Genomic DNA, 16,543 nt, shown 5'->3' on the forward strand with positions numbered 1-16,543 from the left:
AAGATGAGGCTGGGACATAACTAGTCTATAAATTAAAAAAACGTGAATCGGTAACTCGATTTCACGTTTTTTACTTCATTTTTGGAAATACGTCGTCAAGAGTTTACCCTCTTAGCACATATTTCCGCAAGTTTACGGCAATTAAAGACATCCCGATTTCTTGTTCAACCTTCGATTTCTGGGGTGATTTCATTTTGAAGAAGCTCTTTATACATTTGATTTGACTTTTCAATCAGATTTTTATCGTAGAAGCCTTTCTATACTAGTTGTTTGAAGGGAAGGCGGCGACTCCTGGGGGAACAGCGCGAGCTGAAAGCCCCGAAGGAGCAAAGCGACGAGGAGATTGAAGCCGTGCCCCCGGAAAGCGTCCGCCGTACCGGAAAACAACTACAGGTAAATTTCAATAGAAGCCCCGAAAACTTTCCCTAGTCGTAAAAGCTCCAAATAATATAGGGCTACTTTATATTTTAGAAATCCATGTCTCGAATTGCTTCGAGCTTGGATTTTTTTCATTTGCTCTTGGATTGTCGGAATTGTTCTCGCCTCTGGTTAAATTGGTCGCTGGTCTAGTGCAACTAGTCTCGAAGTACCTTCTATAGGAAAGAGAAATCTCTTGTTTCAAACTGACATTAAGTAAGAGGGAAGTCTCCTTTTTGATTTATTTATTACACAAACAGTATCTATACCTTACATAACAATAGCTTTACAAATTTTACTTAACCTTATTAAGATATCCATACTTTCTTAATGTTTGTTTCGTATGATTTGACTTGTAAGCAAATCAAAACAAACACAAACAAATGGAGGTTCGCATTCATGTCTATGAAACGTGTATGGAAGAAAAGTTTAGTTAGCGTGTTAGCTTTATCGCTTTTAGTAGCTTGTTCTGATAGTGCAGCAAAAACAACTGTCAAAGGGAATGATTTGACGTTGGATGAAATAACAGAAAAAGCAAAAGAAGAAGGTACTGTAAATTCGGTTGGTATGCCAGATTCTTGGGCGAACTGGGTGGAAACTTGGGATGAGCTTGGAACAGAGTATAGTTTGAAACATACGGATACAGATATGTCTAGTGCAGAAGAGCTTGCGAAGTTTGAAGCAGAAAAAGAAGATGCTACTGCTGATATCGGTGACGTAGGTATTGCATTTGGACCGATTGCAAAAGATAAAGGCTTAACTTTACCATACAAAACATCTTATTGGGACGAAATTCCTGAATGGGCAAAAGACGATGAAGGCAATTGGGTTGTTGGCTATACTGGAACAATTTCATTTTTAACAGATACAAATAATGTGAAAAATCCTCCAAAATCATGGGAAGATATCAAAAATGGAGATTATGTAGTTAGTATTGGAGATGCTTTAACTGCTAACCAAGCACAGTTTGCTATTTTAGCAGCGGCTATGGCTTTTGGTGGAGATGAAAGTAATCTTCAACCAGGAATTGATTTCTTTGCAGAGCTTGCTAAACAAGGTCGTTTAAAAGGAGATCCATCTGTTGCGAATTTAGAAAAAGGTGAAATTGATGTTGCGATTCTTTGGGACTTTAACTCTTTAGGTTACCGTAGCCAAATTGACGAATCTCGCTTTGATGTAGTAATTCCAGAAGAAGGTTCAGTTATTTCTGGGTATGCAACAGTTATTAATAAATATGCGAAAAATCCACATGCAGCTATGTTAACTCGTGAATATATTTTATCGGATGCTGGACAAGAAAATCTTGCAAAAGGTTATGCACGTCCAATTCGTGAAAATGTAGAGCTTTCTGCAGAAGTAAAAGATTTACTTTTACCACAAGAAATGTACAAAAATGCGAAACCTGTAGGAGATCAAAAGGCATGGGAAGAAACAACAAAAAAAATTCCACAAATGTTCCAAGAACAGGTTTTAATCCATGTTAAATAAAAAAGTAGTGCTCATCGTAGTGGATGCCCTTCGATATGATACGGCTTGTACACACATGGGATATATGCAACATTTGGTTGAGCGAGGTGCTGCAGCACGCTATGAAGTCCGCTCGGAAGTACCTTCTTTATCTCGACCACTATATGAAACTATTTTAACGGGTACGCCACCTCTTATTCATGGGGTGACGAGTAATATGACGGTTCGCTTATCGAATCAAACAAGCTTATTCCACTTATCAAAAAGCAGCGGTAAAACTACCGCTGCAGCTGCTTACTACTGGGTAAGTGAACTTTATAATCATGCACCATTTCGTCATTTTGAAGACCGAATTCAATTAGATACAAAGTTGCCTATTGAAAACGGCTTATTCTATTTTGAAGATCATTATCCAGATAGTCATTTATTTGCAGAAGCTGCTTGGTTAATGGATCAAAAGAAACCTGACTTTCTTTATATCCATCCAATGAATGTGGATGATGATGGACATAAGTTTACGGCTGATTCGAAGGAATATCGTAATCGTGTGTTAGCTGTGGATGCGCTACTTTCTCTATTTATTCCTAAGTGTTTGGAACAAGGGTATGAAGTAATTGTGACTGCTGATCATGGGATGACAAGTGATGGCAATCATGGCGGAAATACAACAGAAGACCGACATGTACCCATGTTTGTTTTATCCAAACAAGTGAGAGCAGGAATAAATGAAGGAATCGTTTCTCAACTTCAAGTGGCACCTTTAGTTTGCCATTTACTAAATATTGAACCTTCAGAGGAAATGGTTCCGCTCCTCTTAGATGGTGTACGTATGCTAAAAGAGGCCTAGGCCTCTTTTCTTTTATAAGCAACAGATACAGGAAGGACTGATCGAGATGAAATCTAAAAAGCAATTGATCGTTTGGATACTACCATTTCTAGTGCTCATCTTATTGTTTTTCATTGTTCCACTTGTATATATGGTTATATCCAGTTTTAGTAATAGTGATGGACTTACGTTGGATCAATATAAATCAGCACTAACGAATAGTTATATTTTACAAGGGTTTAAAAATAGTATTACGCTGTCAGCGGTTTCTGCTTTGATAGCGTTAGTTGTTACAATGTTCGCTGTGTATGCGATAATGCGGTGTTCTGAGCCAGTACGAGAAAAAGTGTTAATCATTTCTAATTTAACGTCAAACTTCTCTGGTATCCCTTTAGCATTTGCGTTTATTGTATTGCTTGGGAACAGTGGTTTGTTTACATTGTTATTTGAAAAATGGGGAATTGATGCTCTTTCATCGTTCTCATTATATAGCTGGAGCGGGTTATTGCTTATATATGTTTACTTTCAATTACCGCTTTCGCTTATGCTGTTGTATCCAATTTACTATGGAATTCAACAACAATGGAAGGATGCTGCGGCATTACTTGGGGCGTCGACATTTCAATTTTGGACAAAAATAGGGATTCCTATTATGCTTCCAGGTATTGTTGGGACGTTTAGTGTACTTTTTGCGAATGCGATGGGTGCCTATGCTTCGGCATATGCGTTGACAGGAAGTAACTATAATTTAGTTTCGATACGAATTGGAGCACTGTTGTCAGGCGATATTTTCGCACAACCAGAACTTGCAAGTGCGATTGCAGTTTTGCTTGGCGTGACAATGATTATCGCGATGTTGTTAAGTGAGTGGAGTATTAAGAGAACTAGGAGGAATTTATAGTGAAAAAAAGAGGATTTGCTGATCTATTTTTTATCTTCCTAATGATATATTTATTCGTCCCAATCTTAGCAACAACGCTTTATGCATTTGCAACGAATTGGAATAAAACTGTGTTACCAGAGGGATTAACGTTTAAATGGTTAGCTACTTTGTTTCAAGATACGAGTTTCATCGAAGCTTTTGGTCGATCTGTATTACTTTCTGGAGGAGCGGTTATCATCGCTTTATTGTTTATTGTACCTGCCATTTTTGTCATTGTTCTTTATTTTCCAAAGTATGAGAAATGGATTCAAGTGGCGATTGTACTGGTATATGCATTTCCAGGAGTAATTTTAGCAGTAGGTTTAATCCGCGCATATTCAGGAATCGGCGTGCCGATGATTTTTATTGTTTTAGGGGCTTATGTAATTAGTATTTTGCCCTACATCTATCAAGGGACACGTAATAGCTTGCGAAATATAAATGCACGTCAGTTGCTAGATGCAGCAGAATTACTAGGAGCTACTAAGCTCCAGGCATTTATTAAGGTTTTATTACCTGCCGTTTATCCAGGACTGTTTGCAGGTGCGCTACTATCATTTTCCGTTTTGTTCGGGGAATTTGTTTTGATTAACCTAGTAGTTGGTTCGCGTTTTGAAACAGTTCAAATTTATCTAATGAAAAAATTAAGTACAAGTGGGCATATCGCAAGTGCTGTTGTATTTGTTTACTTAGTGCTGATGGGCGTATTAACCTTTATCATCTCCGTCCTAACTAAACGATCGAAAGGTGTTGCAAATACATGAGTTATTTAGTGATTGAGGGTCTTCATAAAGAGTATGGCACGAATACGGTGTTGTCTAATATTGATATGACGATTGAAAAAGGTGAGTTTGTAACGTTGCTAGGTCCAAGCGGTTGTGGGAAAAGTACCATTTTACGAATTATTGCCGGGCTAACAGATGCAACAACAGGAGCGGTGAAAATTGAAGGAAAAGTAATGAATAATATTCAGCCGAAAAACCGGGAAGTAGGAATGGTGTTTCAGTCTTATGCATTATTTCCGAACATGACGGTGAAAGAGAACGTTGCTTTTGGGTTGAAAATCAAAAAAGTGGAAGCGAAAGAAATTGATCGACTAGTAGAGGAAATACTTAAGATTGTCGATTTGTCCGATAAAGTGAGTGCTTTTCCGCATGAATTATCTGGTGGTCAGCAGCAACGTGTTGCACTTGCGCGAGCGCTAATTGTGCGTCCTAAGGTTTTATTGTTAGATGAACCACTAAGTGCTTTAGATGCGCAAATTCGTAAAAAGTTACAAGCAGACTTACGTTCGATTCAGATGAAGCTCGGCATTACGATGATTTTGGTAACACATGACCAAGAAGAAGCAATGGCTGTTTCCGATAAGATTTTCGTTATGAATAAAGGAGAAATTGCTCAAAGAGGAACGCCTACTGAAATTTATACGAAGCCAGAAAATGAATTTATCGCTAACTTTATCGGGAATTATAATGTATTTACGCGTAAAGAGCTGGAGCAAATGATTGGCGACACATTACCTGGTGAAGGTTTGAAATTTGCCATTCGTCCAGAAGCAATTCATTTGGAAGCAGCTCTAGGAGATTTAAATATTATTGGAATTGCGAAAGAATCAGTCATGAGCGGAAACGTTATTCGTTCGCTTTTTCAAGCAGGTGAAAGCACATTCTCTGTGGAGCAGCTTCATCAACGAGGATATGCAATGGAGCTAGGAAAGGCATATGAATGCTATATCGCACGTGAAGATGTGATTGAGCTAACATGACACACTCGAAGCTTGAACGGTTTGAGCATATATTAAGTAGGCTAGAATTTGATGGGAAGATTGTTGTGTCTGCTATTGCAGAAGAGTTAAATGTTGCTCCGGAAACCATTCGAAGAGACTTTGATGAGTTGGAGCAACAGCATTTATTGACAAGGGTTCATGGTGGAGCTGTGAAGTTTATTAATTTGCGAAAAGAACCTGAGTTTTTACGAAAGATGGATATGCAAAGAGAAGTGAAACTTGAAATTGCAAAAGTTGCAGCTACGAGAATCAGCGATGGTGATACAATCGCAGTGGATGTAGGGACAACAACGGTTCATATAGCGGACTACTTAGTGGAAGTGAACAATGTAACAGTTGTCACAAACTCTATCGCTGCTGCTGAAAGGTTTAATTTGGCAATCGAAGAAAAGCGAATGACCGGAAAAGTGATTTTGCTAGGAGGAATTACGAATCCTGCACAATCTTCCGTTGGCGGTGCGATGACGTTAGAGTGGTTAAGTAAAATGAATTTAGATAAAGCATTTTTATCGTGCGGTGGAGTAGAATCAGGTATTGTTTATGATTACGACTTAGATGAATCGCTCGTATCATCAAAGATGGTAGAAAATAGTTTTTGCTGTATTTTGTTAGCTGATCATTCCAAAATGAATCAGAAATCCTTTTATACAATTTGTGGGTTAAATGAGTTGTCAGAAGTAATTTCAAATGAGAGATATCCAGCAGATTGGCATGGATACGATGGTACGTGGACTGTGGTAAATGGAGGTAATTGTAAATGAAAATAGATTATCACGTGCATTTGGAGGAAGGACCTTACTCGATTCGTTGGTTAGAACGAACTTCAGAAGCGATTGCCTCATTTGGTTTACCAGATGGATTAGAAAAAGGTACGAAAGATTTTGTGAATTGGCAAGTAAATGCATGGAAAAATAGATTGGATAAAGGATGTTACTCAGAAGAGTGGTTGGATCTTTATTTGAAACGTGCGAAGCAACTAGGGTTGAAGGAAGTCGGGATAGTCGATCATTTGTATCGTTTTCGTGAAACGAGAGATTATTTTGAGAAAAATATGCTATTGGATCCGTCAGATGATGTAGGAAAAGTACAGCGTTACTGGCTAGACAGAGTGATGACCGAGAATATGGATGACTTTGTGAACTCCATTTTGTCTGCGAAAGAGAAGTGGAGTCGTGAAGGTGTCGATTTGAAATTGGGTATTGAAGCTGATTATTTTGCTGGGTGTGAAGCAGAGTTAGTCGAGCTGCTTAGTGATCAACCGTGGGACTATGTGATAGGCTCCGTTCATTTTGTGGATGGCTGGGGATTCGATAATCCGCAAACCGTAGAAATTTTTGAAACGAAGAATTTGAAAGCATTGTACGAACGATTTTTTGAAACAGTAGAGAAAGCAATCCGTTCGGAGATATTTGATTTTGTCGCGCATTTAGATAATTTAAAAGTGTTCAATTTCCGAGTGGATGATGCAAAGTTTAATAATGAGTGGTATGCGAGAATTGCAGATGCACTAATGGAAACAGGAACTGCTACTGAAGTGAATGCTGGATTGTATTATCGATATCCCGTGAAAGAAATGTGTCCAAGTCCTGATTTTTTACAGGTTCTTGTGGACCGCGGTGTATCGTTTACGGTGTCTTCCGATTCCCATTATCCAGATGATCTAGGTAAATATACAGGAGAGAATGCAAACATGCTGAAAGAGCTAGGTGTTGATAAATTGGTCGGATTCGATGGTCGAGTGAAGAAACTTTATTCCTATTAGATATTTTACTTTTTTAAGTATAGGTTGATCTCATTGGGGGCTTTTTGCATTTGTTCAGAGATAAGAATGTATATAAATTGATGCCAGGAACAGGTTGATTTCCGCTGCAGGCGGACGCTTTCCAGGGGGCAAGCATCAAGCCGCTTCCCTTGCTCCTGCGCAAGCTCGTCGCAGAAATTAATTTCGCTACGCTCAGTCCAGGGTCTTGATTTGCTTGCTAATCCCCTAGGAGTCGCCGCCTTCCGCTTCAATCAACATGCAAATAAGAAAAGAATCTACTTCGTCCAATTAATGAACTGGTACTTTTATTTTGCTTATCCATATGGTAAGCGGAACCAGAGAAAAATAGGTAGTTTCTACTGATAAAGAGGTGAAGAGCTTCCGAAATGGTATCTTCGGAAGCTTTTAAAAGAGTAGGTAAGTATCTTATCTCTCATTACCCAAAACAAATGCATCATGTCTTTATATATTCCAAGAGGGCGACGGACAAACTTTCGCCACAAGATTACCGAAAAAATGGATCGTGAAGTGACGAAGTCACTTCACGATCCATTACTCTAACGGTAATGATGTAGCCAATGTTTCTTCCAAAGCACTCTGGAAACGGTGAGGACAGGATGCGCTTATAGGACGCTTGCGTTTTTGGTCCTGTATAGTTGGTCTCAGGTAGTGGCAGATTGGTCTCGACTTCAAGTTATTTAGTCTCGGGTAGTAGCAAATCAGTCACGAAATGCCATTAATTGAAAAAAAGAAACACCCCATTTAAGAAAAGCAATTTGTCTCTTAAATAGGGTGTTTCTTCATCTATATGTGAATTGGACTTTTCGCTCGGATATCTCCAAGAAGGAATTTACCGTAGGGAATAAGTTTTTGAATGGCGATGGAAATGATAATCGGAATGGCCAAGCCTAGTATAGTGAAACCGATTAATCCGTATTGGAAATAATCGTTTAAAATAATATCCGTGAAAATGTGCAAATACATGATTGCGATCGAATGTTTTTCGACTTTCGCTAACCAATGTAATGGTAGAATTTTGGATAGTCTTTGAAAAGTCCCTACAATCGCAATAATAAAAGCAATCGGTATTATTAAATCTAATAATGGATGATCATATCGTAAGAATTTCATACTCAAATGATAATCAATGAATCCCATTCTATCTGCAACTATTGCACCAATCGCAATTCCGATTGAACCAAGGAACCAAGGCAATTTTATATGCATCCAAACTGATTTTGCGTAATAGCCGAGTGCGAAGTAAACAATGGCCATTAAAACAACGTCTAAATTCCATAGCATTGGAATTGTTTGAGCAGCTTTATCTGGAGAGCCACTGACTACGTGCATAGCGAAAATGCTTTCTAAATGTGATACAAGATAGAATGTTACGAGTAGAATAATTTGTTTTACACGATTTAAATATTTTGTCATCCAAATGAACAATAAATAAGTAAAAAACAATGTAGTTACAAACCAAAAAACACCATAAGCTCCACGAGCAAAACGACCTGCAATAACAAGCTTCCATAAATCTTGTAAATACCAGGAAAGATCAAAGTTTCCTAATGCTAACTCCATGCTATATCGAACAGTAGTAATAGCAAAAAGGAAAAACAAATAAGGAATCATTAGCTGCATAAATCTCTTTTTTACTATTTTATGTGAGTTTTGATCTTTGGCAATTTCTTTAAAAAATATACCGCTTAATAAGAAAAAGGCAGGCATATGAAACCAATAAATATATTTGATGAGGGGAACATCCAATTCTCCAGGATAATGACCGATGACGACTAAAATCATTAAAAAACCCTTCGTAACATCCACCCACGTTAATCTTTTTTTAGACATTATAATTCCTCCAAAGCAAGCTTAGTACCTCATGATTGTTTATCCTTTATTGAGTGAATATAAACGTATAATATGTTTCAATTATATTACAATAATTTATTAAGGGGGTTGTGAAATGTTGGAAGTAGTTTGTTTTGGTGATAGCATTACCGCAAGAAATGAGGGGTATCCTTCTCCTATACTGACGTACAAGCTTTCATTAAAAATGAAAGACTATAAGTTTATCAATGCAGGCGTTTCAGGAAATACAACGGAACAAGCAATGCAAAGGTTTAATAAGGACGTTCTGTCGAGATGCCCAGACATTGTGACAATATTATTTGGAGCAAATGATTCTTCTCTTCATAAATTTGTAGAGCTTGAATCTTTTAAGCAAAACATTACTGAATTCACTAAAAAAATTGGAACATCAAGAACCATTCTAATTACTCCAGCTCCCGTTGATGAGTCACTGCAGCCGAACAGATCGAATGCACGTTTACAGCAATATGCACAAGCTGTAAAAGATGTAGCTAGTGAGACGGGTAGTCACTTTATTGACTTTTTCCATGTTCTTTATTCCGAACCGAATTATATAGAGCTATTAAGAGGAGAAAAAGATGATGGTCTTCATTTTGGAGAAGAAGGGTATGAAATTTTAACTAGTTTGATTGCACAGAAGATAAAAGATATAAATATCGATAAAAAGAATACAAATTTTTTCCAAAGATTGCTGAATAGATTGAGTAGAAAATAAGACTCCTTTTGAAAACTCTATTTGTATTTTTTCATCTATTATTGGAAAAGATATGATGGAGAATTTTAAAAAGGAGTGAGTGTAATTGTTACAGTTACAGACCGATTTAGAAGGGAAAAAGGCATACTTTGGTGATTTGCGCAATCGCATCCAAAGTTTAGGATATTCAATTGGAGGAAACTGGGATTACCATAAAGGCAGCTTTGATAATGTGTTGTGGCGCGATGAAGGGGAAACTATTTATTTAAGGCTTCCATTCGAGGTGTTAGAAGGTGATTTGGATCATCATGAAGCTTATATTAAGTTTCAGACACCGTATGTTATTAAGCATGTCGTACATGTTGGGTTGGATAATGATGAAAATTCATTGCTAACCTCTACAGGGTTTGACCAATTCCAAGATCCCCTTGATAAAGATGGGCAGATTGAAAATAAAAATAGATGGGCGCACGCTGGAGAACAGGCTGTGGAGCAAGTAGTTCGACTAGTGCATTAATATATCAAAACCTATAAAACCGTTTCGGAAGTTCCTAGCCGAAACGGTTTTATTATTTTCATAAACATGGAAATCATCTAAAGTCATTGAATAGATTAAATACATCATGGTGAGAATACATAGGGAATAATCAAAAGAAAGGATAGGAAAATGAATGACTAAATATTAGGAAATACTTTTCGTGCATTTTGTATAAGCCAAGTAGATAGAACAAAAGGCATGGTGAGAACTGGTAATCCATATTGAAGTAAAAAAGTGTCCAAGCTTGCTGTAATTTGTACAGATAGAATGGAAGCGAAAATGCCTGTAATCCATGCATTTTTATGTTTAACTTCTAAGACGGAAGTTACTGCAATCATTGTTAAAACCGCATTGTAATTGTAAAGGCCTAAGTTGATTAATGAAATTTCCCCACCAAGGAAGAGAGCGGTTAACCAGCCTATAGCAGAGCCAATAATGGCGTAAATTCCATATCTCATACTTGCAATGAAAATTGCTATAAGAAAGAAAATAGCAGGAAGAATTTCATCTAGAAAAAAGACTTGTCCGATACCACGTAATAATCCATTCCAATCGAGTGGACCGTCAAGTTCCCTTTCCCAATTTATTAAGGTTTGTGGCGAAATATTTGCTCCTGGTTTGATAAAGTTCAATCTAAAAGAAGTCCCGATAAAAAACCAGGTCAGTAGGATGTATGGGAAGGTTAGGACAGGCATATCGAAGTGCTTTGTTATATTCATCAAAGCGGCAGTTACAATGGTTGTAACTCCTGCACATAATAACGCAATAACCCATTTATAGGGTCCTTCTAAAAATAAATAAATGGCTAATCCTCCTAGGACAGAGTTAAATCCAAAGATTCCACTATTTAGTATTTTTATATCTGCTCCACAAAGGCGCGCAACGAGAGTGCCAGTAATTGCCGAGCCGATTGTAATTAGTCCTAGAGGAATTGAGTAGATAAAAATTCCTGCCAGTATGAGTAATCCGGAAATAATATTTTCGATAAAGACAACTTGTGAAATCCCTTTGACTGACGCGCTCATAAGTTGAATGAACTTTTCTTTCATGATGTCGCCTCTCTTTTCAAAGCTTAAATTACTAAATGTTTACACGTTAAGCATCACAAACTGTAAGGTCCAAATTATTTTACCCTCTTTTACACAATATACACTCAATCGATTGGAGGAAAACGTATGCAATTGTTACCACGTGAGCAAGAGAAATTATTAATCGTTGTTGCTGCTGATTTAGCAAGACGGAGAAAAGAAAGAGGTCTCAAACTAAATTATCCAGAAGCTATTGCGCTTATCACATATGAAATTTTAGAAGGTGCGCGCGAAGGGAAGTCTGTAGCGGAACTAATGTCTTTTGGTGGAACGATTTTATCAACTGAAGATGTGATGGATGGAGTTTCAGATCTAATTGATGATGTTCAAGTGGAAGCCACTTTTCCGGATGGTGTGAAACTCGTCACTGTTCACTTTCCAATTAGCTAAAAGGAGGATATCAACATGAAACCAGGAAATTATGTGTTAAAAGAAGAGGACATTGTATGTAATGAAGGAAAAGAAACGAAACGTATGTCTGTCGTCAATACAGGAGATAGGCCAGTACAAGTAGGTTCTCATTTTCATTTTTATGAAATAAACACAGCACTTGAATTTGATCGGGATGATGCATTTGGTTTTCGATTAGATATTCCAGCTGGAACGGCAGTTCGTTTTGAGCCAGGAGATCCGAAAGAAGTTCAACTTGTAGCATTTGGAGGAGAAAGACGCGTTTATGGTTTTAATTATAAAACGGAAGGCACATTAGATCGGGGGTAATACTATGAGCTTTAAAATGACGAGAGAACAATATTCTTCTATGTATGGACCGACAACAGGCGATGCTATTCGATTAGCGGATACCGAACTTTTCATTGAAATTGAAAAAGATTATTGCAAATACGGGGATGAAGTAGTTTTTGGCGGTGGAAAAGTAATTCGAGATGGGATGGGAAGCCATCCTCTTGCAACACGCGATGAAAATGTACCTGATGTTGTTATTACAAATATAATTGTTCTAGATTACACAGGAATTTACAAAGCTGATGTAGCTATTAGGGATGGTAAAATTTTTGCAATTGGTAAAGCGGGGAACCCTTTAGTAATGGATGGTGTGGACATTGTCATTGGTGCATCTACAGAAATAATTGCCGGAGAACATAGAATTTTGACAGCGGGTGGAATTGATACACATGTACATTTTATTAATCCTGATCAAGTGGAAACAGCTTTAACAGCAGGTTTAACTACATTAATAGGTGGAGGAACTGGTCCTGCGGAGGGATCGAAAGCAACAACGGTTACTCCTGGTGAATGGAATATTCACCGAATGCTTGAAGCTGCTGAAGATATGCCTATCAATGTAGGTTTTTTAGGAAAAGGCCATGCAGCTGCTGAAGAACCGCTTGCGGAACAAATTCGTGCTGGAGCTATTGGGCTGAAAGTGCATGAGGACTGGGGTGCAACATACGCTTGTATCGACATGTCACTAAAAGTTGCAGAAGAATATGATGTTCAAGTTGCGTTACACTCAGACACCTTGAATGAAGGGGGATTTGTAGAAAATACAATCTCTGCATTTAAAGATCGAGTTATTCATACGTACCATACAGAAGGTGCTGGAGGAGGACATGCTCCAGATCTTATTAAAGTAGCAAGTCAAATGAATGTGCTTCCATCATCTACTAATCCAACATTGCCATATACGACAAATACAGTTATCGAGCATATGGATATGTTAATGGTATGTCACCATTTAAGCCCAGATATACCGGAGGATGTTGCTTTTGCTGATTCTCGTATTCGTGCGGAAACAATTGCTGCAGAGGATATTCTGCAAGACATGGGAATTTTCAGCATGACAAGTTCAGATTCACAAGCAATGGGGCGTATTGGGGAAGTAATTATTCGAACTTGGCAAACTGCGGATAAAATGAAAAAACAGCGTGGCAAGTTTGAGGAAGACCAAGGAGTTGGGGATAATAATCGTGTGAAACGATACATTGCAAAATACACGATAAATCCTGCCATTACGCATGGAATTTCCGAATATGTGGGATCAATTGAAGTAGGGAAATTTGCTGATTTAGTTCTTTGGGACCCCAAATTCTTTGGTGCAAAACCAACCATGATCCTTAAAGGGGGAATTGTAGTTTCAAGTGTAATGGGAGATCCAAATGCTTCAATTCCGACTCCTCAACCTATTCTTTATCGTAAAATGTATGGAGCAATGGGAAAAGCGAAGTACAAATCAGCGATTACATTTGTTTCAACAGCTGCTTATGAAGCAGGGGTACATGAAAAATTAGGATTGGAGAAAACAATACTACCTGTTCGTGGGATTCGAAACTTAACGAAAAAGGATATGAAACTAAATGGAGAAACACCAGTTATTGAGGTGGATCCAGAAACTTATGAAGTTCGTGTAAACGGTGAACATCTAATATGTGATCCAGTAGATGAGGTACCAATTGGGCAACGATATTTTTTATTTTGAGGTGATGAAATGATTATCGAAAGAGTCGTTGCGCATATCGATCAATTAGATCCTGATGTTATTGCGAAGACACATAAAGAAAAGATATATATGGAAAGCAGTGACCTAGTAAAAAGAATTAATCGAGTCACAACAGATCATGGGAAAGAAATTGGAATTCGCTTAACAGAAGCAAAGGATTTGCAAGCTGGCGACGTACTTTATATGGATGAAAAAAACATGATCATCGTGGAGGTTTTCCCAGATGATTTATTAATTATTCAACCTCGAAGTATGCATGAAATGGGAACAATAGCACATCAGCTAGGGAATAGACATTTACCAGCACAATTTGAGGAAGACAAAATGCTTGTTCAATATGACTATTTGGTAGAAGAGTTGTTGGAACAGCTAGAAATCCCTTTTATTCGCGACAGACGTAAAGTAAAACAAGCTTTCCGCCATATTGGACATAGTCATGACTAACATGCTGTCATTATTTCAATTATGCGATTCCAATTTACCAACGGGAGGTTTTAGTCACTCGTTCGGACTAGAAACATATATACAAGAAAATAAAGTCATGGATAAAACAAGCTTTTCTACTTGGTTAAAAATGTACTTAGATGAGCAACTCGTCTATTCAGACGGGCTTGCTTGTCGACTTGTCTATGAGGCATTAGCAAATGAAGATTATCAAAAAATATGGGATTTAGATCGGCGTATTACAGTACAAAACTTGTCTCGAGAAACGAGAGAAGGTGCACATAAAATGGGTGAGCGAATGCTTACTATAGGTGTTGAATTATACCCTAATCCATTATTAGAAACGTATAAAGAACGAGTGTCAAAAGATTTGTCGTTTGGTCACTCTGCGATTGTATTCTCTATAATTGCTTTTCAACTAGATATTCCAAAAAATTTAGGGATTTCGGCATTCCTTTATTCATCTATATCGGGATTAGTTCAAAATGCAGTTCGTGGAATTCCACTTGGTCAAACAGCTGGTCAGCAGTTACTGCGAGAATTTCAATCATATATTCAAGAAGCAACGAATAAGATAGGATATCTGTCTGAGGAAGATTTTGGAGCAGTAGCACCAGGTTTAGAAATAGCTCAAATGAAGCATGAAAGAGTGAATATCCGAATATTCATGTCTTAACTATATTCAGCCTCTTTCTGTTTTAAAGTTAAAATCCTTGGAGGATATGCCAGGTTTTCTGAGATTGCTCGAGAAAAATTGGACCTCAATACGCCAAGGAGAATTCGTTTAGGAAGGGTGTCTTCGTTATGGAACCGATAAAAATTGGAGTTGGAGGACCAGTAGGTGCTGGTAAAACAATGTTAGTTGAAAAGTTAACTCGCCAAATGGCAGATGAGATTAGTATGGCTGCAATTACAAATGATATTTATACAAAAGAAGATGCAAAATTTTTAATGAAAAATGGAGTTCTTCCTGAGGATCGTATTATTGGAGTGGAAACAGGGGGGTGTCCTCATACTGCGATTCGTGAAGATACATCGATGAACTCAGCAGCAATTGAGGAATTGAAAAAACTCCATCCAGACCTGGAACTAATCTTTGTGGAAAGTGGAGGAGATAATTTAGCGGCAACATTTAGCCCGGAATTAGTTGACTTCTCCATTTATATTATAGATGTTGCGCAAGGGGAAAAAATTCCCCGTAAAGGTGGACAAGGAATGATTAAATCAGATTTATTTATTATCAATAAAATCGATTTAGCACCTTATGTTCATGCAAATTTAGATGTGATGGCCTCCGATACAAAAGTATTTCGTGGTAACAAACCATTTATCTTTACCAACCTTCAAGATAACACTGGACTAGATGAAGTAATTGATTGGATTCGCAAAAATGTTTTATTGACAGGATTGAAATAAGATGGAAGATTGGACGGGCCTATTGCAGCTTGTTATGGAAAAGAAGAATGAAAAAACGATTACAAAAAATGTTTACTTCCAGGGTGCATTAAAACTGATGCGCCCAATTTATCTAGATAATTCCGGGCAAGCATGCTTTTATATTTTGAATCCCGGAGGTGGTTATGTAGGTGGTGATCGTTATCGGATAGAAGTTACGCTTGAAGAAAAAGCAGAATTAGTATTAACAACTCAATCAGCGACAAAAGTGTATAAAACATTAAATCCTCCTGTCTTACAGGAGACAGAGATTATCTTGAAAAAAGGGAGCATTCTTGAATACATTCCTGATCCACTAATTGCCTATCGTGAAGCAAAATTTCACCAGCATACAGTAATAAGAATGGACAAAGAATCCACGCTTATTTATCTGGATATCTTAACACCAGGCTGGTCTCCAGATGGAGAATGGTTTAAGTACGATTATTTACAGTTGAAAAATGAAATTTATGTGGAAGATCAGTTAATTGCTTTCGATCACTTAAAGCTTCAACCCGCCAAATCACAAGTATATGCTATTGGTTTTATGGAAAACTTCACACATTTAGGTTCAATGATTGTTGTCAGCAATCATTGTACGCAACAGTTTCTAAATCAAATGTATGAAGAATTGGAACCTCATATGAAGGAATGTAAAATCGGCATGTCCATGTTATCTGTACCGGGATTTTCACTTCGAATTCTTGCATCCTCTACACAACAAATTGAAGAAATATTAGGGGTATGCACATCTTTCATTCGGCAAGAATGGTTTGCTAAAAAGGCTTTATTTTTAAGGAAATACTGATAGTAATATATATAAATTGATAAAGGG

At 37.6% G+C, this 16,543-nt stretch carries 18 protein-coding genes; 16 read left to right on the top strand and 2 right to left on the bottom strand.

The window, feature by feature from the left end; genetic code table 11:
- The first annotated feature begins 816 nt into the window (after window positions 1–816).
- The 7 genes from ACTSKG_RS15775 to ACTSKG_RS15805 are packed head-to-tail and all read left to right on the top strand — an operon-like array spanning window position 817 to window position 7,180.
- Entirely contained in the window at window positions 817–1,905 is a 1,089-nt protein-coding gene (locus tag ACTSKG_RS15775) for an ABC transporter substrate-binding protein (protein ID WP_464755498.1), read from the top strand.
- The gene (locus ACTSKG_RS15780) at window positions 1,895–2,731 is read left to right on the top strand and encodes an alkaline phosphatase family protein (RefSeq protein WP_464755499.1); all 837 of its coding nucleotides are present in this window, start codon (window positions 1,895–1,897) and stop codon (window positions 2,729–2,731) included. The genes ACTSKG_RS15775 and ACTSKG_RS15780 overlap by 11 nt, the downstream gene beginning before the upstream one ends.
- A gap of 46 nt (window positions 2,732–2,777) precedes the next feature.
- A complete protein-coding gene (locus ACTSKG_RS15785; RefSeq protein WP_464755500.1) occupies window positions 2,778–3,611 on the top strand; it encodes an ABC transporter permease in 834 nt (277 codons plus the stop codon).
- The gene (locus tag ACTSKG_RS15790) at window positions 3,611–4,396 is read left to right on the top strand and encodes an ABC transporter permease (RefSeq protein WP_464755501.1); all 786 of its coding nucleotides are present in this window, start codon (window positions 3,611–3,613) and stop codon (window positions 4,394–4,396) included. Before ACTSKG_RS15785 ends, ACTSKG_RS15790 begins: the two co-directional genes overlap by 1 nt.
- Window positions 4,393–5,397 carry an ABC transporter ATP-binding protein gene (locus ACTSKG_RS15795; RefSeq protein WP_464755502.1) on the top strand — a complete coding sequence of 335 codons (1,005 nt, stop codon included), beginning with the start codon at window positions 4,393–4,395 and terminating at the stop codon, window positions 5,395–5,397. Before ACTSKG_RS15790 ends, ACTSKG_RS15795 begins: the two co-directional genes overlap by 4 nt.
- A complete protein-coding gene (locus tag ACTSKG_RS15800) occupies window positions 5,394–6,179 on the top strand; it encodes a DeoR/GlpR family DNA-binding transcription regulator (RefSeq protein WP_464755503.1) in 786 nt (261 codons plus the stop codon). Before ACTSKG_RS15795 ends, ACTSKG_RS15800 begins: the two co-directional genes overlap by 4 nt.
- Window positions 6,176–7,180 carry a histidinol phosphate phosphatase domain-containing protein gene (locus tag ACTSKG_RS15805; RefSeq protein WP_464755504.1) on the top strand — a complete coding sequence of 335 codons (1,005 nt, stop codon included), beginning with the start codon at window positions 6,176–6,178 and terminating at the stop codon, window positions 7,178–7,180. Before ACTSKG_RS15800 ends, ACTSKG_RS15805 begins: the two co-directional genes overlap by 4 nt.
- A gap of 804 nt (window positions 7,181–7,984) precedes the next feature.
- On the opposite strand, the gene ACTSKG_RS15810 is transcribed toward ACTSKG_RS15805, so the two are convergent.
- A complete protein-coding gene (locus tag ACTSKG_RS15810; RefSeq protein WP_464755505.1) occupies window positions 7,985–9,031 on the bottom strand; it encodes an acyltransferase family protein in 1,047 nt (348 codons plus the stop codon).
- Between the two features lie 115 nt (window positions 9,032–9,146).
- On the opposite strand from ACTSKG_RS15810, the gene ACTSKG_RS15815 reads away from it, so the two are divergent.
- Both ACTSKG_RS15815 and ACTSKG_RS15820 read left to right on the top strand, forming a co-directional pair.
- Entirely contained in the window at window positions 9,147–9,767 is a 621-nt protein-coding gene (locus tag ACTSKG_RS15815) for a GDSL-type esterase/lipase family protein (protein WP_464755506.1), read from the top strand.
- 85 nt (window positions 9,768–9,852) lie between these two features.
- Window positions 9,853–10,263 carry a YugN family protein gene (locus ACTSKG_RS15820; RefSeq protein WP_464755507.1) on the top strand — a complete coding sequence of 137 codons (411 nt, stop codon included), beginning with the start codon at window positions 9,853–9,855 and terminating at the stop codon, window positions 10,261–10,263.
- A gap of 158 nt (window positions 10,264–10,421) precedes the next feature.
- On the opposite strand, the gene ACTSKG_RS15825 is transcribed toward ACTSKG_RS15820, so the two are convergent.
- Window positions 10,422–11,333, bottom strand: a complete 912-nt coding sequence (locus tag ACTSKG_RS15825; protein ID WP_464755508.1) for an urea transporter — start codon at window positions 11,331–11,333, stop codon at window positions 10,422–10,424.
- A 126-nt stretch (window positions 11,334–11,459) separates the two neighbouring features.
- Here ACTSKG_RS15825 and ACTSKG_RS15830 point away from each other — a divergent pair, with 126 nt between their 5' ends.
- The 7 genes from ACTSKG_RS15830 to ACTSKG_RS15860 all read left to right on the top strand — a co-directional run bounded on the left by ACTSKG_RS15830 (window position 11,460) and on the right by ACTSKG_RS15860 (window position 16,516).
- The gene (locus tag ACTSKG_RS15830; protein ID WP_464755509.1) at window positions 11,460–11,762 is read left to right on the top strand and encodes an urease subunit gamma; all 303 of its coding nucleotides are present in this window, start codon (window positions 11,460–11,462) and stop codon (window positions 11,760–11,762) included.
- A 15-nt stretch (window positions 11,763–11,777) separates the two neighbouring features.
- Window positions 11,778–12,092, top strand: a complete 315-nt coding sequence (locus ACTSKG_RS15835) for an urease subunit beta (RefSeq protein ID WP_464755511.1) — start codon at window positions 11,778–11,780, stop codon at window positions 12,090–12,092.
- 4 nt (window positions 12,093–12,096) lie between these two features.
- Entirely contained in the window at window positions 12,097–13,809 is a 1,713-nt protein-coding gene (gene ureC, locus ACTSKG_RS15840) for an urease subunit alpha (RefSeq protein ID WP_464755512.1), read from the top strand.
- A gap of 9 nt (window positions 13,810–13,818) precedes the next feature.
- Window positions 13,819–14,274, top strand: coding sequence for an urease accessory protein UreE (gene ureE / locus ACTSKG_RS15845; protein WP_464755513.1), 456 nt, complete (start codon window positions 13,819–13,821; stop codon window positions 14,272–14,274).
- Complete coding sequence (locus ACTSKG_RS15850; protein ID WP_464755514.1) at window positions 14,267–14,950, top strand: urease accessory protein UreF; 684 nt, start codon at window positions 14,267–14,269, stop codon at window positions 14,948–14,950. The genes ureE and ACTSKG_RS15850 overlap by 8 nt, the downstream gene beginning before the upstream one ends.
- A 128-nt stretch (window positions 14,951–15,078) precedes the next feature.
- Entirely contained in the window at window positions 15,079–15,690 is a 612-nt protein-coding gene (gene ureG / locus ACTSKG_RS15855; protein ID WP_387584757.1) for an urease accessory protein UreG, read from the top strand.
- A 1-nt stretch (window position 15,691) separates the two neighbouring features.
- Window positions 15,692–16,516, top strand: a complete 825-nt coding sequence (locus ACTSKG_RS15860; RefSeq protein ID WP_464755515.1) for an urease accessory protein UreD — start codon at window positions 15,692–15,694, stop codon at window positions 16,514–16,516.
- Window positions 16,517–16,543: the final 27 nt, after the last annotated feature.

The organism is Psychrobacillus syltrankelensis, assembly GCF_055454035.1.